Origin of the sequence: Nocardia sp. MH4, assembly GCF_019266065.1 — a bacterium.
Lineage (GTDB): Bacteria > Actinomycetota > Actinomycetes > Mycobacteriales > Mycobacteriaceae > Nocardia > Nocardia canadensis.
The window spans coordinates 36,926-56,732 of record NZ_LPNR01000132.1; the positions used below are offsets into that span (position 1 = coordinate 36,926).

A 19,807-nucleotide genomic window follows, 5' to 3' on the forward strand; every position below is an offset into this window, starting at 1 on the left:
CTAGCCGGGAAACCCGTCGAGCACCGCGGCGGACTTGGACAGCCCGAGCCGGGTGGCGCCCGCCGCGATCATCGCGGCCGCGTCCTCGGCGGTGCGGATGCCACCGCTGGCCTTGACGCCGAGGCGGCCGCCGACGGTCTCGGCCATCAGCCGGACCGCGTGCACGCTGGCCCCGCCCGCCGGGTGGAATCCGGTGGAGGTCTTCACGAAGTCGGCGCCGCCCTCCTCGGCGGCCCGGCACGCGCCGACGATCGCCTCGTCGGTGAGCGCGGCCGATTCGATGATCACCTTGAGCACGGCGCCGCGATCGGTGGTCGCCTCGCGCACCGTGATGACGTCGGTGAGCACGGCGTTGAAATCACCGGCCAGCGCGGCGCCCACATCGATGACCATGTCGACCTCGGCCGCGCCCTGCTCGACCGCGAAGCGCGCCTCGGCGCCCTTGACCAGCGAGTGGTGTTTGCCGGACGGGAAACCGGCGACGGTCGCGACGACCAGCCCCGGCGCCCGCACCGGCAGCATCGAGGGCGACACGCAGATCGCGTACACGCCGAGCGTGCGCGCCTCGGCGATCAGCTCCTGGACCTGGGCCGGTGTGGCTTCGGGGGCGAGCAGGGTGTGATCGATCATCGCGGCCACGTCGGCCCGGGTCAGCGGTGTCGAGACGGTCATGGTCTCGAGCATGACACACCGCAACACGGCCGCCGCCGCGCAGGCCGCCACGCGAACAGCGTTGCGCGGGTGTACCCGAATCCGGGAGACTTAAGCGTGGCGGTTTTCGACCGGCGCCGGCCGCCGAGGATACGGAGACGATTGTGCTGATCCGTCGAGAGACCCCAGCGGACGCCGCGGCCATCGCCGCCATCCACCGCGACGCCTTCACCCCCCACTACGCCGACGACCCGGCGATCACCGAACCACCCGAGGTAGCGCTCGTCGACGCGCTGCGCACCGACGAATCGTGGATGCCCACGCTGTCGCTGGTCGCCCTCGAGTACGACACCGTGGTCGGGCACCTGTGCCTCACCAGGGCGGGGATCGGCCCGTTCCCGGTGCTCGCGCTCGGCCCGCTCGGCGTCGATCCCGACCATCAGAAGACCGGGGTCGGTTCGGCGTTGATGCACGCCGCGCTCGGGGCCGCCGACGCGCTCGACGAATCGGTCGTCGGCCTGGTCGGCAATCCCGACTACTACACCCGCTTCGGGTTCGTGCCCGGCGCCCGGCTCGGCATCGTGCCGGACGAGGCCGACTGGACGGAGTTCTTCCAGGTCCGTCCGATGACGGCCTACGACCCGGCCGTCACCGGCGAGTTCCGCTACCCGGCGCCGTTCTACGACCTCTGAGCGGTTACTCGAAGACGACCGTGCGGCGGCCGTGCACGAGCACCCGGCCCTCCAGGTGCCAGCGCAGCCCGCGCGCCAGCACGACCCGCTCGATGTCGCGGCCCTGCCGCACCATGTCGCGCACGTCGTCGGCGTGGTCGACGCGGATGACGTCCTGCTCGATGATCGGCCCCGCGTCCAGTTCGGCGGTGACGTAGTGACAGGTCGCGCCGATCAGCTTCACCCCGCGCGCGTAGGCCTGGTGGTACGGGCGCGCGCCGACGAACGACGGCAGGAAGCTGTGGTGGATGTTGATCGCCCGGCCCGCCCAGTGCGCGCACAGTTCGGCGGGCAGCACCTGCATGAAGCGGGCGAGGACGACGGCATGCGGATCGTGGGCGTCGACGAGATCGCGGACCTGCTCGAAGGCCGGGCCCCGCTCGGCCGGGTCCTTCGGAAACGGCACGTAGTGGAACTTCACGCCGTGCGCCTCGGTCATCCCGGCCAGGTCGGGGTGGTTGCCGATGACGGCCTCGATGGTGGCGGGCAGCTCGCCGGCGGCCGCGCGCCCGAGCAGGTCGTGCAGGCAGTGCCCGTCCTTGCTGACCAGCAGCACCGCCCGGCGCGGCGCCCCCGAGTCGTGCAGCTGCCAGTCGGTCTCGGGACCGAACTCGGCGGCCACCTCGGCGAAGCGGGCGCGCAGTTCGTCGATGCCGAACGGCACGGTCGCGGCCTTGACCGCCTGCCGGGTGAAGAACCAGCCGATGTCACCGTCGGAGTGGTAGCCGGCCTCCACGATCGAGCCGCCGAAATCGGCGATGAACGAGGAGATCCGGGCGATGATGCCCGGCCGGTCCGGGCAGCCCAGGGTCAGCACGAACCGGCGGTCATCCGAGGTCACAGGGGCAGAACTCATCCGCCCATCCTCGCAGGCGCTCAGGCCAGCGCGCGTGCGGGTTCGCGCACCGCGGCGAGCACGCCGCGCAGCTCCGCGTTGAACAGGTCGTAGCGCTCGACATTGCCGAGGTGGCCGGTGGGCAGCACCTTGAACCCGGCGAGGTTGCCCGATCTGCGCAGCAGCTCGGCCAGCCGCTCGGCGTGCAGCGCCGGGGTCATGTCGTCGCGATCGCCGGCCAGCACGGTGGTCGGCACGCAGAAGTTGCTCGCCACATCGCCCAGATGCAGCTCGGCGAGCAACAGGCCGTAGCGCGAACGGGTCATCATCGGGCAACCGCGCACCACCGACAGCGCGTAGTTCAGCTTCTCGGGCGTCGTGTCCAGCGTCATCACCTGGCGGGCGAAGATCCAGCGCACCGGCTTGATCGGGGGGAAGACCACCGGGGTGCCGAGGATGAGCTTGCCGAGCCAGTCCGGCGTCGGCAGGTGGCGGCCGCGCAGGAGCCGCAGCGGCTTGTTGAGGCCGGGCACCATGGTCGAGACCTCGACCAGCGAGTGCGCGCCGGTGTTGGTGAGCACCACGGCGTCGGCCTGCTCGGCGACGCGTTCGGGGTAGCGGCCCGCCCAGGCGATCAGCGTCATGCCGCCCATGCTGTGGCCGACCAGGACCGCGCGCTGACCGGGCAGCAGGACCGCGTCGAGTACATCGCACAGGTCGTCGGCGAGCAGGTCGGTGCTGGGGCGCGCGTAGCCGTTGGTGCTCTCACCGTGGCCGCGCTGGTCGTAGGCGACCACGCGGTACTCGCCGGCGAAGGCGTTGATCTGGGCGTTCCAGTACTCGATGGAGCAGGTCCAGCCGTGCACCAGCACCATGACCGGCGCGTCGACGGGCCCGTAGGCGTGCACTCGCAGCCGGGCGCCGTCGGCGGTGACCACGGGGATCACGTCCGCGGGCACGGTCGGCGGATCGAACGCCGCGACCCCGTGGGTTCGCGTCCGCAGATCGGCCCGGTGGGCCGCCAGGGTGGTCTTGACCACGAGGGACGCGGAATCGACCAGGTTCAGCAGAGCCGTCGGCAGCTTTGCACGCATCGGCACACTCCTTTGTGTTACTGCCAGATACAGTAACACCGCGTACCACTGAACCGCGAGGGATCCGCGCCGGAAATTCGGCGCGCGCCGTCACCAGCGCGGGCCGCGCTGCACCTCGTCGACCTTGGGACGCACATCCGCGAGGTACACACCCGTCGCGATGATCGCGATGAACGAGGTCAACATGCCGAAGCCGGCGATGCCGAGCAGCAGGAAGACCAGCGCGCCGGCGAGAATCGCCAGCCAGATCGGCTTGGTCATCTTGTCGACCGCCGGGAAGGCGTCCGCGCGCTGACGCACAGCGTGGATGAGCGCGAACACCGTCGCGCCGAAGGCCGCCACCCACAGGGCCAGCAGGATCAGCGACGTCAGACCGTTCACCATGTTCACTCCCCCATCATACGAACAGCGGCCCCGCTCACCAGTGGTGTGCGGGGCCGCTGTGCGCGGTGCTGCGTCAGGCCTTCTTGGGGGCGGCCTTCTTCGCGGGGGCCTTCTTGGCCGGCGCCTTCTTGGCGGCGGGGGCCTTGGCGGCCGGAGCCGGCGCGGGCTCCTCGGTGGTCACGGCGACGACCTCGGCATCGACGACAGCCGCGACCTCGTCGGCGACGGCCTCGGCCTCGGCCTTGCCACGGCCCAGCAGGTCGGTGACCTTGGCGAGGGCATCCTCGGCGCGGGCGGAGGCATCCTTGTACAGGCTCTCCACGCGACCGATCTGCTCGTCGACGGCCTGGTTGGCGCGCAGGCGGTCGACGGTCTCCTCACCGCGGACGGCGAGGTCGGCGTAGATGTCGAGGGCCTGGCGGTAGTACTGCTCGGCCAGCTTGCGCAGCTCTTCCGGGGTGAACTTCTCGCGCAGCTCGGCGAGGTCCTCGGGCAGCTCCGACGGCAGGCCGGCGATGCGCTCACGGATGGTGTCGAACTGGGCCTGCACGTCGGCGGGCACGTTGGCGATGCGCTCGCGGGCCTCGTCGACGCGGGCCTGCACATCGGTGGTGGCGACGCGCTCGCGGACGTCGGCGACGACCTCGTTCACGGCGGTGTAGATGGCGTCACCGGCACCGACGGTGGCGAACAGCGGCTTGGTCACGGTAGCGGTCTTCTCGGTCATCAGTCTTCGTTCTCCTGGCGTGGCGGAGTGTCAGTTGTCGTGAACGAAACGTCGCTGTCCCGTTCGATCCCCCCTGAGCCGGTTTCTTCCCCGTTTTCCCGGCGAAACGACTCATAGATTTCCAGCAACACCTGTTTCTGCCGCTCGGTCACCGAAGTGTCCGCGAGCAGGGCGTCCCTGACCGGGCTGTGCGGGCGCTGCTCGAGATATCCGGCCCGCACATACAACACCTCCGAGGACACCCGCAGCGCCTTGGCGATCTGCGCGAGTACTTCGGCGGAGGGGTTACGCAATCCGCGTTCGATCTGGCTCAGGTACGGATTGCTCACCCCCGCCAGTGCGGCGAGCTGACGTAAGGACACCTGCGCGGCTTCGCGCTGGGACCTGATGAACCCTCCGATGTCTTGTGCCGCGTGCGCTACACGTCCCTCGGGCTGGTCTGCCATCACTCACCTTCTGGCGGTTGTACGGTCAATACTAAATCAGGGTGCTAGCTATTGCAAGCACTCCTGTTAGCACAGGTTCGGCTAACAGTTCGGCTCAGTGGAACAGCAACTGCGAGATCGTGTAGATGGCCAGGCCGGCCAGCGCGCCGACGACCGTGCCGTTGATCCTGATGAACTGCAGATCCCGGCCGACCTGCAGTTCGATCTTGCGACTCGCCTCGTCGGCGTCCCAGCGCGCGACGGTGTCGGTCACCAGGGTCGTGATCTCGGCCGAGTAGTTACCGACCAGATAGCGGGCGCCGCGGTCGATCCAGCCGTCCACCTTGCCGCGCATGGCCGGGTCGTCGCGCAAGCGTTCACCGAGCTGCTGCACATTCTCGGCCACCTTGCGGCGCAACGTGGAATCGGGGTCGTCGGCCGATTCCAGAATCAGCCGCTTGGCCGCGCGCCAGGTCGCCTCGGCCATGCCGGTGATCTGCTCGCGGCCCATGATCTCGGCCTTGACCTTCTCCGCCTTGGCGATCATCGCGTCGTCGTGCTGCAGATCGTCGGCGAAATCCTGGAGGAAGCGATCGGCGGCCTTGCGGAGTTCGTGATCGGGATTCGACCGCACCTTCCAGGTGAATTCGACCAGTTCCCGGTAGATCCGCTCGGACAGCAGCGTGTTGACGAATTTCGGCGCCCACTGCGGCGCGTCGCGCAGCACGATCCGATCGATCGTCTCCTGCGAACCCAGCGCCCACTGATGCGCGCGCTCGGCCAGCAGGTCGATCAGCGGCAGCTGGCGATTGTCGGCGATCATCTCCGAGAGCACCCGCCCGAGCGGCGGACCCCACAGCGGTTCGGCGATCCGCTTGACGATCGTGTTGTCGATGATCTGCTCGACGTCCTCGTCGCGCAGCACGCCGACCACCGCGGTCAGGATCGTCGCGCTTTCCTGGGCCACCCGCGCCGCGTGGCCCGGATCGGCCATCCAGCGCCCGACCCGCAGCGAGATCTGCGCGGAGTCCAGCCGGGCCGACACCACGTCCGGCGCGAGGAAGTTGGTCCCCACGAAGGCGCCCAGGCTCGACCCGAGCTGGTCCTTCTTCTTGCGGATGATCGCGGTGTGCGGGATCGGCAGGCCCAGCGGGTGCTTGAACAGCGCGGTCACCGCGAACCAGTCGGCCAGCGCGCCGACCATGCCCGCCTCGGAGGCGGCCCGCACGTAGCCGACCCACTCGCCGCCGGAGCCGCGCGATTCGAGCCAACGGCAGAACAGGTACACCGCGCTGGCCACCAGCAGGAATCCGGTGGCCAGCGCTTTCATCTTGAAGAGGTCACGTTTCTTGCCGGCCTCGTCGGTCATGACCGCGAAACCCGCTGGTTGCGCGGCGGGCTCGGTGCGCGGCGTGAGAACCGCCGTGTTGCCGGGAGCTTTCTCCATAGCCCCCATTCTGCTGTGCGCGCGGCGAGCGCGCCGCCGCCAACCCGCGTGGCGCCCGCCCCGACGCCGCAAAACCGCCCGGTTCGTCTTACGCGCGGGTAAGCACCGAGGTGTGGTAAATGCCGCAACGTCGACCAAACGAGCGCCACCCCACACCGGCGCGCCTAAGCTGTAGAACCAGAGACGCCACTATCGATCACAAGGGGGCTGTTCTGTCCACCGAAGACCTTGTCGAGATCGGCGAGCAGACGGGCCGCGCCGCCACCGTGCGCGGCGGCGGTCCTGTCGACGGCCGCAAACGGCGGTGGCGACAGCACAAGATCGACCGGCGCGAAGAGCTGGTCGACGGCACGCTCAACGCCATCCGCGCGCGCGGCAGCCAGGCGGGCATGGACGAGATCGCCACCGAGATCGGCGTGTCCAAGACCGTGCTGTACCGCTACTTCGCCGACAAGAACGACCTCGTGCACGCCACCATGCAGCGGTTCATCGAGACCACGCTGCTGCCGCGCGTGTACGGCGCGATCAACCTCGACGCCGACGAGTACCAGCTGGTGCGCGCCGCGATGACCGAGTACGTCGGCACCGTCGACGACGACCCCGAGGTCTACCGGTTCATCATGAGCAACTCCGCGGGCGACAAGTCCTCGCTGGCGGAGTTCGAACGGCTCTTCGCCGAGGTGGTCACGGCCGTGCTCGTCGACCGGGCCGGCGCCAAGGGCGTGCGCACCGACGGCGCGATGCTGTGGTCGTATGTGCTGGTCGGCGGCATCCAGCTGGCCACGCACTGGTGGACGACCACCGAGAAGGCGATGCCGCGCCAGGACGTCATCGACTACCTGACGATGATGGCGTGGTCGGCGATCGAGGGTGTCGCCAGGGCGGGCGGGTCGCCCGAGTACTTCACCTCGCAGAGCCACCAGCTGCCCGAGATTCCCGTCCAGCCCTCCTGACCGGGCGATCCTCGCGATCGCCGGAGCCGGGCTCGACATCGCCGCCCGGTTCGTTACGCTGAACCGAGCGGGGCGCTGTGGCTTGCGTCACCGCGGGTGGTCGCGTGCGCTTCGTGTCGTCGGCGGCCACCCTGCGCGTCGGCACCAATGGAGGTACCTCGATGGCGAAAAACGTGCCGACATCCCGGCTTGCCCGCGGGACGAAGCTGGGGGCGGTAGCGGCGAGCTCGGTGATCCGCTCGAAGAAGACCAGACTGTCCATGCGCGGCCGCTCGGAAGCCGTGCGCGCCAGAATGGCCGAGGAGTCGATGATCCGCACCACCGAGCAGGTGGTCATGGTGCTGGGCACCATGAAGGGCGTGGCCATGAAGCTCGGCCAGATGATGTCGGTGCTCGACCTGGATCTGGTGCCGCCGGACCATCGCGACCGGTTTCAGCAGCGGCTGGCCGTGCTGCGCAACGCCGCGCCGACCGTCTCGTTCGACGCGATGCGCGCGGTCGTCGAGGAGGACTTCGGCCGTCCGCTGACCGAGGTGTTCGCCGAATTCGACCCCGAGCCGATCGCGGCGGCCTCGATCGGCCAGGTCTACCGGGCCACCCTGCCCGACGGCAGGGCCGTCGCGGTGAAGGTCCAGTACCCCGGCGTCGACGCCGCGGTACGCGCCGACCTGAAGAACCTGACCATGTTCCGCCGGGTGCTGGCCTCGGCCATGCCGTGGATCACCCCGGCGGTGCTCGACGAGCTGAAACTGAACATGGAGGCCGAACTCGACTACGTGGCCGAGGCGGTCACCCAGTCCGAGATCGCGCACCTCTACCGCGACCACCCGTTCATCGTGGTGCCCGACGCGGTGCGGGAGCTCTCGACCACCCGCGTACTGGTCAGCGAGTTCATCGAGGGCACCGGCTTCGACGAGATCCGGAATCTGCCCGCCGCCGAACGCGACCGGGTCGGCGAGATCATCTACCGCTTCTACGTCGGCTCGCTGTTCACCTTCAACGAGTTCTGCGGCGACCCGCATCCGGGCAATGTGCTGCTGGCCCGCGACGGCCGGGTGGCCTTCCTCGACTTCGGCCTGTTCAACCGCATGGACCCCAAACTCGTGCACTTCGAGATCCTCTGCCTGCGCGCCGCCGCCGAGGACCGCGCGGAAGACCTGCGGCAGTTGATGATCGAGCGCGGCGTGATCGATTCGCCGGACGAGATCGGCGCCGAGGAATGTCTCGAGTACGTACTCGCCGCCTCCGAATGGTGTCTGGTCGACGAGGAACTGACCATCACCCCCGAACTCGCCAGCGGCGCGTTCCTGCTGGCCGTTGACCCCAGGGCCAGCGAGTTCACCGGCATGAAGCAGCAGAATCTGCCGCCGGAGCACCTGTTCTCCCGCCGGGCCGACTTCCTCACCTTCGGCATGCTCGGCCAGCTCGACAGCACCAACAACTGGCACCTGATCGCCCGGGAATGGCTCTACGACGAGCCCCCGGTCACCGAACTCGGTCTGGCCCACCGTGATTGGCTCACCACCCACCCGCCGAAACCGACGAAGAAGCCGCGCGCCCGCAAGGCGAGCACTCGATGAAAGGCGCCCCTGTGCCGCAGCACCGCGAGTTCGACCTGATCCTGTTCGGCGCGACGGGATTCGTCGGCAAACTCACCGCCGAATACCTGCTCACCGCCGCCCCCGCCGACGCGCGGATCGCGCTGGCGGGCCGCTCGGCCGACAAGCTCGCCGCCGTGCGCGCCGAACTCGGCCCCGCCGCGGCGAATTGGGAACTGGTCGTCGCCGATTCGACCGATCCGGCCTCGCTCGCCGCGATGGCCGAGCGAACCAAGGTCGTGGTGACCACGGTCGGCCCGTACCTGCGCTACGGCATGCCGCTGCTCGGCGCGTGCGCCGCCGCGGGCACCCATTACGCCGACCTCACCGGTGAGCCGCTGTTCATCCACGACGCCATCGAGCAGTTCGAGCGGGTCGCCGTCGACTCCGGTGCCAAGATCGTGAATTCCTGTGGCTACGACTCGATTCCGTCGGATCTGAGCGTCTACGAGATCTACCGCGCGAGCGTCGCCGACGACACCGGCGAGCTGGAGGACACCACGCTGGTCGCCTACCTCAAGGGCGGAATGAGCGGCGGCACCATCGACTCCGGCCGCGCCATGATGGAGGACATCGCCGCCGATTCCGGCCGCGGCAAGATCCTCGCGCACCCGTACTCGCTGAGCCCCGATCGCTCGATGGAGCCCGACGTCGGCCGCCAGTCCGACCAGGCGCTGGCCCGCGCCGACAGCATCGACCCGAGCCTCAACGGCTGGGTCACCACGTTCATCATGGCCTCGCACAACACCAAGGTCGTGCGGCGCACCAACGGCCTGCTCGGCTGGGCTTACGGCAAGCAGTTCCGCTACCGCGAGGTCATGAACGCGGGCAACTCGGCGGCGGCGCCGCTGGTGGCGGCCGGGATCGCGGGCGGCATCGTGGCGGGCATGGCCTCGGGCGCGGTGCTCTCGCGCGTCTCGTTCGGGCGCAAGCTGCTCGACCGGATCCTGCCCAAGCCGGGCACCGGGCCCAGCGAGAAGGCGCGCCTCAGCGGCTGGTTCACCATGAAGACCTTCGCCCGCACCAGCTCCGGCGCCAAGTATCAGGCCACCTTCTCCGGCACCGGCGACCCCGGCTACCAGGCCACCGCCGTCCTGCTCGGCCAGGCCGGTTTGAGCCTGGCCTTCGACGAACTCCCGCCGCGCGCGGGCATTCTCACCCCCGCCTCGGCCATGGGCGAGGCGCTCACCGAGCGGCTGCGCGGCGCGGGCATGACGATCGAGGTCGCACGGCAGTGAACCTGGCCCGCAGGACCATGAACGCGCCCGCGCTGGCCGCGGTCTACGAGCACGCGTGGCGGCCCACGCTGTTCTACCTGGCCAGCGGCCGCACCACCGGCAGCGATCGCCGCGAGGCCGTGGACACGCTGCGGCTCAGCGGTAGCAAGAAGGTGCTCGATCTGGCCTGCGGCCCCGGCAATTTCACCCGGTACCTGAGCGAGTTCCTCGCCGGTGACGGCTTCGTCACCGGGCTGGACTACTCCGAGCCGATGCTGGCCAAGGCCGCCGCCGACAACGCGGGCCCGCGGGTCGGCTACGTCCGCGGTGACGCGCGGATGCTGCCCTTCGCCGACGGAACCTTCGACGCCGTCTGCTGTTTCGGCGCGCTGTACCTGATCCCCGATCCGATCGCGGCCACCCGCGAGATGATCCGGGTGCTCGCGCCGGGCGGCCGGATCGCGATCACCACCAGCTTTCGCGAGGACAACCTGTTCGGCCGGGCCAGCACCGTGGCCGCGGGTCTGAGCGGGCTGCGGCTGTTCGGTCGCGACACCTTCCCGCGTCTGTTCGCCGAGGCCGGGCTGGTCGAAATCGACCAGCGCGTGCACCGTTTCATGCAGTACGTCGACGCCACCCGGCCCGCCTGACCGGTCAGGACGCGGATCGGGCGACATCGGGCGCGGCCTGACCGGTCGCGCGGTTGCCCGACGGTAGCCTCGCCGCATGGACACGCTGAACTCGGTCGTCGTCGATGGCAACGACGTGTTCTGGAACTGGCTGCTGATCCCCCTGGTGATCGCGGCCGGGCTGTACTTCACCGCGCGCAGCGGCGTGGTGCAGTTGCGGATGCTGCCGGAGATGCTGCGGGTGGTCGCCGAGAAGGGACAGCCCGCCGCCGACGGCAAGAAGTCGGTGTCGGCGTTCGGCGCGTTCAGCATCTCGGCGGCGGCGCGGGTGGGCACCGGCAATATCGCCGGCGTCGCCACCGCGATCAGCGTCGGCGGGGCGGGCGCGGTGTTCTGGATGTGGGCGATGGCGACCCTCGGCGCGGCCTCGGCCTTCGTCGAATCCACCCTCGCCCAGCTGTACAAGCGGCCCGAGCACGAGCCGGGCACCTTCCGCGGCGGCCCCGCCTACTACATGCAGTACGGGCTGCGGCGGCGCTGGCAGGGCATGATCTTCGCGGTCATCATCACGGTGACCTTCGGTTTCGTGTTCAACGCCGTGCAGTCCAACACCATCGTGGCCACCACCAGGGCCTCATTGCCGGACCTCGACGGCGACTGGTTCCCCGTGGCTGTCGGGCTCGCGCTGATCGCCCTGCTCGGGGTGGTGATCTTCGGCGGAGTGCGCCGGATCAGCCACATCACCGAGGTGCTCGTGCCGGTCATGGCGATCGTGTATCTGTTGCTCGGCATCGCGGTGGTGGTGCTCAACATCGACGATCTGCCGCGGGTGATCGCCGATATCGTCGGCGGCGCGTTCGGCCTGCGCGAGGTGGTCGGCGGTGGCGTCGGCGTCGCGATCGCGCAGGGCATCCGGCGCGGCATGTTCTCCAACGAAGCCGGTCTCGGTTCCTCGCCGAACGCGGCGGCCGCGGCCGACGTCTCGCATCCGGTGAAGCAAGGGCTCGTGCAGTCGCTGGGCGTCTACTTCGACACCCTGCTGATCTGCTCGATCACCGCGTTCATCATCCTGACCAGCGACCCCGACCTGTCGGAGCGGCGCAGCGCCGACCTCACTCAGAGCGCGCTGCAGACCAGCCTCGGCGGCTGGGCCGGACACGTGCTGACCGCGGTGGTGTTCCTGCTCGCGTTCAGCTCGATGATCGGCAACTTCTACTACGGCCGGGCCAATATCGAGTTCATCACCGACCGGCCGGAGGTGCTCACGGCCTTCCGGGTGGCGGTGCTGGTGGCCGTGTTCGGCGGGGCGCTCGGCTCGGTGAGCCTGATCTGGAACCTGGCCGATGTGTTCATGGGCGTGATGGCGCTGGTCAACCTGGCCGCGATCATCCCGCTCGGCGTCGTCGCGTTCCGGCTGCTGGCCGACTACCGCGCGCAGCAGGCCGCGGGCGCCGATCCGGTATACGTGCACCGGCCCGAGATCGCCGACCCGGCCGGCGTCGCATGCTGGCAGGCAACGATTGCGTCGAGCTTGCCGGTCGATCGCGCGCAGTAGTGGTAGGCATGGGAAATGGCGAAACACTGGGCCGAACCCGTCACCACCGCGTTGCGGGCCGACGGCCAGCGGATCATCGATCTCGACACCTCGGCGACGCCGGGGTTCATCGGTGACAAGCAGCGCGGCAAGACGCTGCTGACCGAGCGTGGCATCGTGCTGTCGGATCTGCAGGAGAAGCTGTTCGCGCACGGTCGCACGGGCGGTAAGCACAGTGTGTTGCTGGTATTGCAGGGCATGGACACCGCGGGCAAGGGCGGCATCGTGCGCCACGTGATCGGTTCGGTCGATCCGCAGGGGGTCGACCACGCGTCCTTCGGCGTCCCGACCGAGGAGGAGAAGCAGCACGATTTCCTCTGGCGCATCCGCAAGCGCCTGCCCGCGCACGGCCAGATCGGCGTGTTCGACCGCTCGCACTACGAGGACGTGCTGGTCGTGCGAGTGCACGAGCTCGTGCCGCAGTCGGAATGGGAACAGCGCTACGACCTGATCAACGCCTTCGAACGTGAGGTGGCCGACACCGGCACCACGATCGTGAAGGTCGCCATGTTCGTCTCCCTCGACGAACAGAAACGCCGACTGCGCGAGCGGCTCGAGCGCCCCGACAAGTACTGGAAGTTCAACCCCGCCGACATCACCGAGCGCGGCTTCTGGCCCGACTACCAGAAGGCCTATCAGACCATTCTGGAACGCACCAACACCGACTACGCGCCGTGGTACGTGCTGCCCGCGGACCACAAGTGGTACGCGCGCCTGGCGGTGACCGAGTTGTTGATCGACGCGCTGACCGGACTGGACCTGGACTGGCCGCCCGCCGATTTCGATGTCGCCGAGCAGCTGCGCAGGCTCGAGGAGTCCTGACCGGATCGTTGAAGAAACTCTCAGGTTCGGCCCGCATGATGTCCCCGGTGGGGAGACCACGAACGAAAGGCGTGTGACAACGGTGAGCACGGGCAAGCAGAATCCGCTGGCGGCGGCCGAAGCAGCCGACAGGAAGCGCAAGATCGCGATCCAGGTCGGCGTCGCCGCCGTCCTGGTGGCCCTGGTCGCGGCGATCGGCATCGGCATCGCCGTCAAGAAGTCGGGCTCCGATTCCGAGAACACCGCCACGTCCGCGGCCCAGCTGCCCGCGACCGGTGGCTCGGTGACCGAGTCCGGCGCGGTCCGCATCGGCAATCCGGACGCCAAGGTGAAGGTCCGCGTCGTCGCCGACCTGCAGTGCCCGGCCTGCAAGCAGTTCGAGGCCGCCAACGGTGAGGCGCTGGCCGAGGCCGCCGCCAACGGCACCGCCGTGATCGAGTACCAGATCATCTCCTTCCTCGATCGCGCGTCCTCGACCCAGTACTCCTCGCGCGCGGCCAACGCCTCGTTCTGCGTGGCGAAGTCGGACCCGAGCAAATACCAGGGCTGGCTGCAGACCATGTTCGCCAAGCAGCCCGCCGAGGGCACCGCGGGTCTGAGCAACGAGCAGCTGGTCCAGATCGCGACCGAGGCCGGCTACACCGATCCCGCGGTGGCCACCTGCATCAACGACAAGCCGTACAACGACTACATCACCCAGGTCACCCAGCAGACCCTGAGCAGTGGCGTGAAGTCGACGCCGTCGGTGTTCATCAACGGCGAGCTCAACCAGTCCGACGCCATCTTCACCGAGAACGGCCTGGCGTCCGTGATCGCCGACGCGGCCAAGTGATCACCGCCCCCGCCCGCTCGGCGTGGCTGCTGCTGATCGCCGGGCTGGCGGGGTGGCTGGCGTCGTTCACGCTGACCGTCGAACGCTTCAAACTGTTCGTCGACCCGAATTACGTCACCTCGTGCAGCATCAACTCGGTGCTCTCGTGCGGGTCGATCATGAAGACCGATCAGGCCGCGGTCTTCGGTTTCCCGAACCCGCTGTTCGGCATCGTCGGTTTCTCGGTGGTGGTGACCCTCGGCGTCCTCGCCGTCGTCGGCGTCGGCTTCCCCCGCTGGATCTGGGGCGGCCTGTGGCTCGGCACCGTCCTCGGCGTCGCCGCCATCTGCTGGCTCATCTTCCAGAGCCTCTACCGCATCAACGCCCTGTGCCCGTACTGCATGGTCGTCTGGGCGGTCACTCCCCTGCTGTTCGCCGTCACGACCCAGGAGACCTGGGGCCGCTCCCGCGGCATCATGGCCATCCTCGCCGAATGGCGCTGGACCCTGGTCGTCGTCTTCTACGCCGTCGTCCTGCTCCTCGTCTTCCTGAAGTTCCAGGACTACTGGCTGAGCCTGGTGTGAGCCCGACGTCCCGGCGAGACCCCGGAGAGCGGCGGTAACCGCTGGTCTAGTTCGGGGTGCCTTCGGCGAGGACCACGTCGATCGCGCGGGTGGTGCCGTCGGGGGCGGTGAGGTCGAGGCGGATGCGGTCGGCGGGTTTGCGGGTGTTGATGGCGGCGCTGAGGGCGCGGGCGGTGGTGATCGGGCGGCCGTCCACGGCGGTGATGATGTCGCCGGTGGTGATGCCCGCGGCGCGGGCGGGCTGGCCGTAGAAGGCCCAGTTGACCTGGGCGCCCGCCGGTTTCGCGTCGACGACCTGGACGCCGAGGGTGGCGGTGGGGCCGATGTGGACGGTCTCGGTCGGGGTGCCGGAGCGGATCTGGGCGACGACCCCCATGGCGGTATCGATGGGCACCGCGTAGCCGTTGGCCTGCTTGGGCCGATCGGAGCCGGGGCGCTCGCCGGAAGCCGCGGTGATCACCCCGACAATCGCGCCCGAGCTGTCGGCCAGCGCGCCGCCGGACTGCCCGCCCACGACGGGCGCGGCGATCTGCACCATCCCGCGCAGCGACTTGCGGGTCAGGTCGGCGGAGTTCATCGCGACGATGCTCGCGTCCAGGTCGGTGATCGGCCCGGCGACCGAGGTCGGTTCGCCGCCGTCACCGCCCGCGTCGCCGATGGCCAGCACGTCCTGACGGATCCGCAGCTCGGCCGAGGACCCGAGCCGGGCCGTCGGCAAACCGGACGCCCCCGCCAGCGACAACAGCGCGATATCGGCGGTCGAGTCGTAACCGAGCACGGTGGCCTCGTAGACCAGCCCGTTGCCGATATCGGTCACCGAGACCGCCTCGGCCCCCTTGATCACGTGGTGGCTGGTCAGGATCTGTCCGTCCGGAGTGAGCACGATCCCCGAACCGGCGGCGCTGGTCCCGAACATCGCGGCGTCGACGGAGATATTCACCAGCACGGGCTGTACCCGGGCCGCGACCACCACCGGATCCAGCGGCGCCTGCGGCGGCGCTTGGGCGACCGCGACGTACTCCTGCGCGTGCGGCTTCCAGGGAAGTACCAGGTCACCGCGATATCCCAGGAAGGCGCACACGCCGATCAGCGCGACGACCACCGTCGCGAACACCCGTCCGACAGCGTGCACGAGCCTGTCCTCTCTCGCGAGCCGACTCCTCCATTGTGACCCGGATACGCGGATGTCCGGTATCGATCCGGCCGCGCCGGTTGGCAAACGACGCATGCGGCGGTAGGCATGTCCTCATGAGCACCGCAGCCGCCTACGCCATCCCCGCCCCCGACGGGTCCTTCGAGAAGGTCACGATCGAGCGCCGGGAACTCGGCCCCGACGACGTCCTGATCGACATCAAGTACGCGGGCATCTGCCACTCCGACATCCACACCGCCCGCGACGAGTGGGGCGGCAGCAAGTACCCGTGCGTGCCCGGCCACGAGATCGCCGGCATCGTCGCGGCCACCGGCTCCGCGGTGCGCAAGTACAAGGTGGGCGACCGGGTGGGCGTCGGCTGCCTGGTGAACTCCTGCGGCAAGTGCGTGCCGTGTCTGGCCGGTGAGGAGCAGTACTGCACCAACGGCGCCACCTGGACCTACAACACCCCCGTCCCGGAGTCCGTGCAGCCCGGCGGCTACACGATGGGCGGCTACGCGACCCAGATCGTGGTCGGCGAGAGCTTCGTGGTCGCCATTCCCGAGGGCATCGGCCTCGACGTCGCCGCGCCGCTGCTGTGCGCGGGCATCACCCTGTACTCGCCGCTGCGGCACTGGAACGCCGGGCCGGGCAAGAAAGTCGCGATCATCGGCATGGGCGGCCTCGGGCACGTCGGCGTGAAGATCGCCGCGGCGCTCGGCGCCGAGGTGACGGTGCTGAGCCAGTCGCTGCGCAAGCGCGACGACGGCCTGCGGATGGGCGCGGACCACTACTACGCCACCAGCGACCGGGAGACCTTCCGCCAGCTGCGCGGCACGTTCGACCTGATCATCAACACCGTCTCGGCGAACCTGCCGATCGACCACTACCTGCGCCTGCTCGCGCTCGACGGCACCCTGGTCATCCTGGGTCTGCCGGATCAGCCGATGAGCGTCACCGGCCGCAACCTGGCCGCGTTCCGCCGCTCGCTGGCGGGTTCGATGATCGGCGGCGTCGCCCAGACCCAGGAGATGCTGAACTTCTGCGCCGCGCACGGCATCGGCGCGGAGATCGAACTGATCTCGGCCGACGAGATCGATTCCGCCTACGAGCGGGTCGTCGCCAGCGACGTGCAGTACCGCTTCGTCATCGATACCGCGACCATCTGAGCCCCGCGCGCCAGCGCGCGGAAATCGGCGCGTCCTCGGTACCGTGACCGGGTGGCTGCCGACGACGAATCGACCTCTGGCCCCGCCGCACCGGCGCAGGCGCCGGCGACCGGCCCGGCGCTGCCCGCGTTCTGGACGGTCCGCACGCCGCCGCGCTGGCTGCCCCGGTCCCTGCTGTATGCCATGCTGGCCGTCGCCGGGCTGATCGCGGCGTTCTGGATCCTCGGTAAGTTGCAGGGCCTGCTGACCGTGCTGCTGGTCTCGCTGTTCCTGGCGTTCGCGATCGAGCCCGCGGTGAATTGGCTTGCCGCCCGCGGTGTTCGGCGCGGCGCGGGCACCGGTGCGGTGTTCGGCGTGCTGCTGCTGGTGATCGTCGCGTTCGTGTGGACGCTGGGCGCGCTGCTGATCAGTCAGGTGACGATGCTGGTCGGCAACGCGCCCGACTATGTCCAGGACCTCGTCGACTGGTTCAATTCGACGTTCCACCAGGATCTTTCCGGCGACGACCTGACCAAGTACGCCTCGGAGTGGAGCTCGACGATCGAGGGCTATCTGGTCGGTCTGGCCGGAAACGTCTGGGGCATCGGCACGGTCGCGATCGGCGCGATCTTCCAACTGCTCGGCGTCTTGCTGTTCACCTTCTACTTCGCCGCCGACGGCCCGCGCTTCCGCACCTGGGTGTGCTCGCTGCTGCCGCCCAAGCAGCAGAAGCACGTGCTGCGGGCATGGGACATCGCGGTCGAGAAGACCGGCGGCTACATCTATTCGCGCGCGCTGCTGGCGCTGTGCTCGGCGGTCGCCCACTACGTCGCGCTGCGGGTGCTCGACGTGCCGTCGGCGTTCGCGCTGGCGCTGTGGGTCGGCGTGGTCTCGCAGTTCATCCCGACCGTCGGCACCTACCTGGCCGGCGCGCTGCCGGTGCTGGTCGCGCTGGTGCACGATCCGATCACCGCGCTGTGGATCCTGCTGTTCATCGTCGGCTACCAGCAGTTCGAGAACTACGTGCTGCAGCCGCGGATCACGGCGACCACCCTGGACATGCATCCGGCGGTGGCCTTCGGCGCGGTGATCGCGGGCGCAGCCCTGCTCGGCCCGACGGGCGCGCTGCTGGCCATCCCGGTGACGGCGACGCTACAGGGTTTCGCGGGGGCCTATGTGCGGCGCTACGAGGTCACCGAGGACGCCGACACCCCGCCACCGACGAAGAAGAAGCGCAAGTCCAAGCAGCCGGAACCCGCCGAGCAGAGCGAGGAGTAGGCCGTCATGGCGATACTGCTGTCCCTGGTGTCGATGCTGTCGACGCTGTTCGGTGGCTTCGTCGCCATGCGGATCGGCGACCGCAAGCATCTGGTGCTCGGGCTGGCCGCCGGCGTCATGCTCGGGCTGGTCGCCTTCGATCTGATCCCCGAGGCGCTCGAGCAGTCCTCGGGCGAGGTGTACGGCGTGCCGGTGGTGCTGATCGCGGCGGTGGTGGGGTTCCTCAGCATCCACATCCTCGAGCGCGCGGTCGCGATCCATACCGGTCACGAAGGCGAATTCGGTTCGCACCACCACGGATTCGAGTCGGTCGGGCTGCTCGCCGCGGCGGGCCTGATCTTCCACAGCACCCTGGACGGTTTCGGCATCGGCCTCGGCTACCAGGCGGGCGCCACCGTCGGCATGTCGGTGGCGATCGCGGTGATCTGCCACGACTTCGCCGACGGCTTCAACACTTTCACCATCCCCACGCTGTACGGCAACGCCCGCAAACGGGCGCTGACCCTGCTCGGGCTCGACGCCGTCGCCCCCGTGATCGGCGCGATCCTCGGCACCCTCATCCATGTCCCCGAGCAGTGGATCGGCCTGTACCTCGGCTACTTCGCCGGTTTCCTGCTCTACCTGGCCACCGCCGACATCCTGCCCGAGGCGCACGCCGAGCACCCGTCCCGGCTGACCCTGCTGAGCACCGTCACCGGCGTGGCCGCGATGTTCGGCGTCGCCGCGATCAGTCACTGACCGGGCGCACCAGGCGCACGACCGCGTCCACCGACGCATCGACCAGCGCGTCGTCGAGGGGCAGGTGTCCGAAGAGCGCGCGAAAGTAGATCGGCGCGGCTACCGCGTCCCGCACGAAGTCCAGGTCCACGCCCGGATCGACCGCACCGCGCGCCATCGCCGTGCGCAGGGCGGTCGCGGTGCTCGCCCGGCGCGGTTCGAAGACCGTCGCCAGGAAGTGCGCGCGCAGGTCGGGATCGTTGGCGAGGTCGGCGACCAGCGCGGGCAGTACCCGGTCGAGGCAGGTGTCGCGCAGCGCGGCGACCAGCTCACGCAGCGCCACGGTGAGATCCGCGCGCAGGTCGCCGGTATCGGGTGTCGGCCGCACGCCCAGCATCTCGGCGACCACCGCGACGACCAGATGCCGCTTGGACGGCCAGCGCCGGTAGATCGCGGGCCGATGGACCCCCGACCTGGTCGCCACCTCGCCGATGGACATTTCGGCATAACCCCCGTCGGCGAGCACTTCCCGGGTCGCGGCGAGCACCGCGGCGTCGATGCGGTCCTCGCGCGCGCGTCCCGGCATCAGAACACCGGCCGCGGCACGAGCATGACGGTCCATCCGTCCGGATCGGGAAAGGCCATGCCGCCGTTGGCCGCCCAGTACGGGTTCTCGGCGGGGACCGGCTGCGCGCCGAACTCGCCGAGCCTGCGCACCGCGTCGAACATGGCGGACTCGCCGTCGAAGTAGAGCACCAGCAGGTTCTCGGCGCTCGGCGCCGTGCCGGGACTGCCGTCGACGTGGGTGGTGAATTCGAGGTGGTAGTCGGTGCCGGGCAGGCCGAGCATCACTCCGTCGTAGCCGGCGTGGTTGTCGAATCGGTACAGCTCACGCAGGCCCAGCCCGTCGACGTAGAAGCGCACCACCTCGTCGAGACGGTCCGTCGGGCGGGCGATCCGGACCTGCGCGACGCGCAGGGAGTCCGGCCAGGTCGTCGGGTCCATGCCAAAACAGTACAGTACGTACCGT

General features: G+C 69.3%; 22 protein-coding genes. 12 read left to right on the top strand and 10 right to left on the bottom strand.

The window, feature by feature from the left end:
* Window positions 1–672: a deoxyribose-phosphate aldolase gene (gene deoC, locus ATM97_RS32380; RefSeq protein WP_255588735.1), complete on the bottom strand. Its 672-nt coding sequence runs from the start codon at window positions 670–672 to the stop codon at window positions 1–3.
* Between the two features lie 143 nt (window positions 673–815).
* On the opposite strand from deoC, the gene ATM97_RS32385 reads away from it, so the two are divergent.
* Window positions 816–1,343: a GNAT family N-acetyltransferase gene (locus ATM97_RS32385; protein WP_218722016.1), complete on the top strand. Its 528-nt coding sequence runs from the start codon at window positions 816–818 to the stop codon at window positions 1,341–1,343.
* 4 nt (window positions 1,344–1,347) lie between these two features.
* On the opposite strand, the gene purU is transcribed toward ATM97_RS32385, so the two are convergent.
* The 6 genes from purU to ATM97_RS32415 form a co-directional block, all read right to left on the bottom strand.
* Entirely contained in the window at window positions 1,348–2,238 is an 891-nt protein-coding gene (purU, locus tag ATM97_RS32390) for a formyltetrahydrofolate deformylase (protein WP_218722017.1), read from the bottom strand.
* A 20-nt stretch (window positions 2,239–2,258) separates the two neighbouring features.
* Entirely contained in the window at window positions 2,259–3,311 is a 1,053-nt protein-coding gene (locus tag ATM97_RS32395; RefSeq protein WP_255588736.1) for an alpha/beta fold hydrolase, read from the bottom strand.
* Between the two features lie 90 nt (window positions 3,312–3,401).
* Complete coding sequence (locus ATM97_RS32400) at window positions 3,402–3,695, bottom strand: DUF2516 family protein (protein WP_218722203.1); 294 nt, start codon at window positions 3,693–3,695, stop codon at window positions 3,402–3,404.
* A 73-nt stretch (window positions 3,696–3,768) separates the two neighbouring features.
* Entirely contained in the window at window positions 3,769–4,422 is a 654-nt protein-coding gene (locus tag ATM97_RS32405; protein WP_305082669.1) for a heparin-binding hemagglutinin, read from the bottom strand.
* The gene (locus ATM97_RS32410) at window positions 4,422–4,868 is read right to left on the bottom strand and encodes a helix-turn-helix domain-containing protein (RefSeq protein WP_071932013.1); all 447 of its coding nucleotides are present in this window, start codon (window positions 4,866–4,868) and stop codon (window positions 4,422–4,424) included. The genes ATM97_RS32405 and ATM97_RS32410 overlap by 1 nt, the downstream gene beginning before the upstream one ends.
* A 94-nt stretch (window positions 4,869–4,962) precedes the next feature.
* Window positions 4,963–6,294 (bottom strand): DUF445 domain-containing protein, encoded by a 1,332-nt coding sequence (locus ATM97_RS32415; protein WP_218722018.1) that lies wholly within the window; start codon window positions 6,292–6,294, stop codon window positions 4,963–4,965.
* Window positions 6,295–6,560: 266 nt separating this feature from the next.
* Here ATM97_RS32415 and ATM97_RS32420 point away from each other — a divergent pair, with 266 nt between their 5' ends.
* From ATM97_RS32420 to ATM97_RS32455, 8 genes are all read left to right on the top strand, one after another.
* Window positions 6,561–7,247, top strand: coding sequence for a TetR/AcrR family transcriptional regulator (locus tag ATM97_RS32420; RefSeq protein ID WP_308248706.1), 687 nt, complete (start codon window positions 6,561–6,563; stop codon window positions 7,245–7,247).
* Between the two features lie 161 nt (window positions 7,248–7,408).
* Complete coding sequence (locus ATM97_RS32425; protein ID WP_218722020.1) at window positions 7,409–8,827, top strand: AarF/ABC1/UbiB kinase family protein; 1,419 nt, start codon at window positions 7,409–7,411, stop codon at window positions 8,825–8,827.
* A complete protein-coding gene (locus ATM97_RS32430; RefSeq protein WP_218722021.1) occupies window positions 8,824–10,083 on the top strand; it encodes a trans-acting enoyl reductase family protein in 1,260 nt (419 codons plus the stop codon). The genes ATM97_RS32425 and ATM97_RS32430 overlap by 4 nt, the downstream gene beginning before the upstream one ends.
* Complete coding sequence (locus ATM97_RS32435; protein WP_218722022.1) at window positions 10,080–10,712, top strand: class I SAM-dependent methyltransferase; 633 nt, start codon at window positions 10,080–10,082, stop codon at window positions 10,710–10,712. The genes ATM97_RS32430 and ATM97_RS32435 overlap by 4 nt, the downstream gene beginning before the upstream one ends.
* Window positions 10,713–10,788: 76 nt before the next feature.
* On the top strand, window positions 10,789–12,246 hold the full coding sequence (locus tag ATM97_RS32440) for a sodium:alanine symporter family protein (RefSeq protein WP_218722023.1): 1,458 nt from the start codon (window positions 10,789–10,791) through the stop codon (window positions 12,244–12,246).
* A 15-nt stretch (window positions 12,247–12,261) separates the two neighbouring features.
* Complete coding sequence (locus ATM97_RS32445; RefSeq protein ID WP_218722024.1) at window positions 12,262–13,107, top strand: PPK2 family polyphosphate kinase; 846 nt, start codon at window positions 12,262–12,264, stop codon at window positions 13,105–13,107.
* 73 nt (window positions 13,108–13,180) lie between these two features.
* A complete protein-coding gene (locus ATM97_RS32450) occupies window positions 13,181–13,939 on the top strand; it encodes a thioredoxin domain-containing protein (protein WP_218722025.1) in 759 nt (252 codons plus the stop codon).
* Window positions 13,936–14,502 carry a vitamin K epoxide reductase family protein gene (locus ATM97_RS32455; RefSeq protein WP_218722026.1) on the top strand — a complete coding sequence of 189 codons (567 nt, stop codon included), beginning with the start codon at window positions 13,936–13,938 and terminating at the stop codon, window positions 14,500–14,502. The genes ATM97_RS32450 and ATM97_RS32455 overlap by 4 nt, the downstream gene beginning before the upstream one ends.
* 46 nt (window positions 14,503–14,548) lie before the next feature.
* Here the strand turns inward: ATM97_RS32455 and ATM97_RS32460 are convergent, their stop codons facing one another.
* Window positions 14,549–15,634, bottom strand: a complete 1,086-nt coding sequence (locus tag ATM97_RS32460; protein ID WP_308248707.1) for a trypsin-like peptidase domain-containing protein — start codon at window positions 15,632–15,634, stop codon at window positions 14,549–14,551.
* Window positions 15,635–15,750: 116 nt separating this feature from the next.
* Between ATM97_RS32460 and ATM97_RS32465 the strand changes: the two genes are divergently transcribed.
* From ATM97_RS32465 to ATM97_RS32475, 3 genes are read left to right on the top strand one after another with little or no spacing between them, the layout of a single operon-like run.
* Window positions 15,751–16,803: an NAD(P)-dependent alcohol dehydrogenase gene (locus ATM97_RS32465; RefSeq protein WP_218722027.1), complete on the top strand. Its 1,053-nt coding sequence runs from the start codon at window positions 15,751–15,753 to the stop codon at window positions 16,801–16,803.
* 51 nt (window positions 16,804–16,854) lie between these two features.
* Entirely contained in the window at window positions 16,855–18,060 is a 1,206-nt protein-coding gene (locus ATM97_RS32470) for an AI-2E family transporter (protein ID WP_218722028.1), read from the top strand.
* 6 nt (window positions 18,061–18,066) lie between these two features.
* Window positions 18,067–18,798 carry a ZIP family metal transporter gene (locus ATM97_RS32475; RefSeq protein WP_218722029.1) on the top strand — a complete coding sequence of 244 codons (732 nt, stop codon included), beginning with the start codon at window positions 18,067–18,069 and terminating at the stop codon, window positions 18,796–18,798.
* Here ATM97_RS32475 and ATM97_RS32480 read toward each other — a convergent pair.
* Together ATM97_RS32480 and ATM97_RS32485 are read right to left on the bottom strand one after the other, a co-directional pair.
* Complete coding sequence (locus ATM97_RS32480; RefSeq protein WP_218722030.1) at window positions 18,788–19,363, bottom strand: TetR/AcrR family transcriptional regulator; 576 nt, start codon at window positions 19,361–19,363, stop codon at window positions 18,788–18,790. The genes ATM97_RS32475 and ATM97_RS32480 overlap by 11 nt on opposite strands.
* The gene (locus tag ATM97_RS32485) at window positions 19,363–19,782 is read right to left on the bottom strand and encodes a VOC family protein (RefSeq protein WP_218722031.1); all 420 of its coding nucleotides are present in this window, start codon (window positions 19,780–19,782) and stop codon (window positions 19,363–19,365) included. Before ATM97_RS32485 ends, ATM97_RS32480 begins: the two co-directional genes overlap by 1 nt.
* Between the last annotated feature and the right edge of the window lie 25 nt (window positions 19,783–19,807).

What these genes read in the sequence shown, in the direction of transcription:
- deoC (WP_255588735.1), bottom strand. Translation starts at nt 672, where the DNA reads ATGACCGTCTCGACACCGCTGACCCGGGCCGACGTGGCCGCGATGATC.
- purU (WP_218722017.1), bottom strand. Translation starts at nt 2,238, where the DNA reads ATGAGTTCTGCCCCTGTGACCTCGGATGACCGCCGGTTCGTGCTGACC.
- ATM97_RS32395 (WP_255588736.1), bottom strand. Translation starts at nt 3,311, where the DNA reads ATGCGTGCAAAGCTGCCGACGGCTCTGCTGAACCTGGTCGATTCCGCG.
- ATM97_RS32400 (WP_218722203.1), bottom strand. Translation starts at nt 3,695, where the DNA reads ATGGTGAACGGTCTGACGTCGCTGATCCTGCTGGCCCTGTGGGTGGCG.
- ATM97_RS32405 (WP_305082669.1), bottom strand. Translation starts at nt 4,422, where the DNA reads ATGACCGAGAAGACCGCTACCGTGACCAAGCCGCTGTTCGCCACCGTC.
- ATM97_RS32410 (WP_071932013.1), bottom strand. Translation starts at nt 4,868, where the DNA reads ATGGCAGACCAGCCCGAGGGACGTGTAGCGCACGCGGCACAAGACATC.
- ATM97_RS32415 (WP_218722018.1), bottom strand. Translation starts at nt 6,294, where the DNA reads ATGGAGAAAGCTCCCGGCAACACGGCGGTTCTCACGCCGCGCACCGAG.
- ATM97_RS32425 (WP_218722020.1), top strand. Translation starts at nt 7,409, where the DNA reads ATGGCGAAAAACGTGCCGACATCCCGGCTTGCCCGCGGGACGAAGCTG.
- ATM97_RS32430 (WP_218722021.1), top strand. Translation starts at nt 8,824, where the DNA reads ATGAAAGGCGCCCCTGTGCCGCAGCACCGCGAGTTCGACCTGATCCTG.
- ATM97_RS32440 (WP_218722023.1), top strand. Translation starts at nt 10,789, where the DNA reads ATGGACACGCTGAACTCGGTCGTCGTCGATGGCAACGACGTGTTCTGG.
- ATM97_RS32445 (WP_218722024.1), top strand. Translation starts at nt 12,262, where the DNA reads ATGGCGAAACACTGGGCCGAACCCGTCACCACCGCGTTGCGGGCCGAC.
- ATM97_RS32465 (WP_218722027.1), top strand. Translation starts at nt 15,751, where the DNA reads ATGAGCACCGCAGCCGCCTACGCCATCCCCGCCCCCGACGGGTCCTTC.
- ATM97_RS32475 (WP_218722029.1), top strand. Translation starts at nt 18,067, where the DNA reads ATGGCGATACTGCTGTCCCTGGTGTCGATGCTGTCGACGCTGTTCGGT.
- ATM97_RS32480 (WP_218722030.1), bottom strand. Translation starts at nt 19,363, where the DNA reads ATGCCGGGACGCGCGCGCGAGGACCGCATCGACGCCGCGGTGCTCGCC.
- ATM97_RS32485 (WP_218722031.1), bottom strand. Translation starts at nt 19,782, where the DNA reads ATGGACCCGACGACCTGGCCGGACTCCCTGCGCGTCGCGCAGGTCCGG.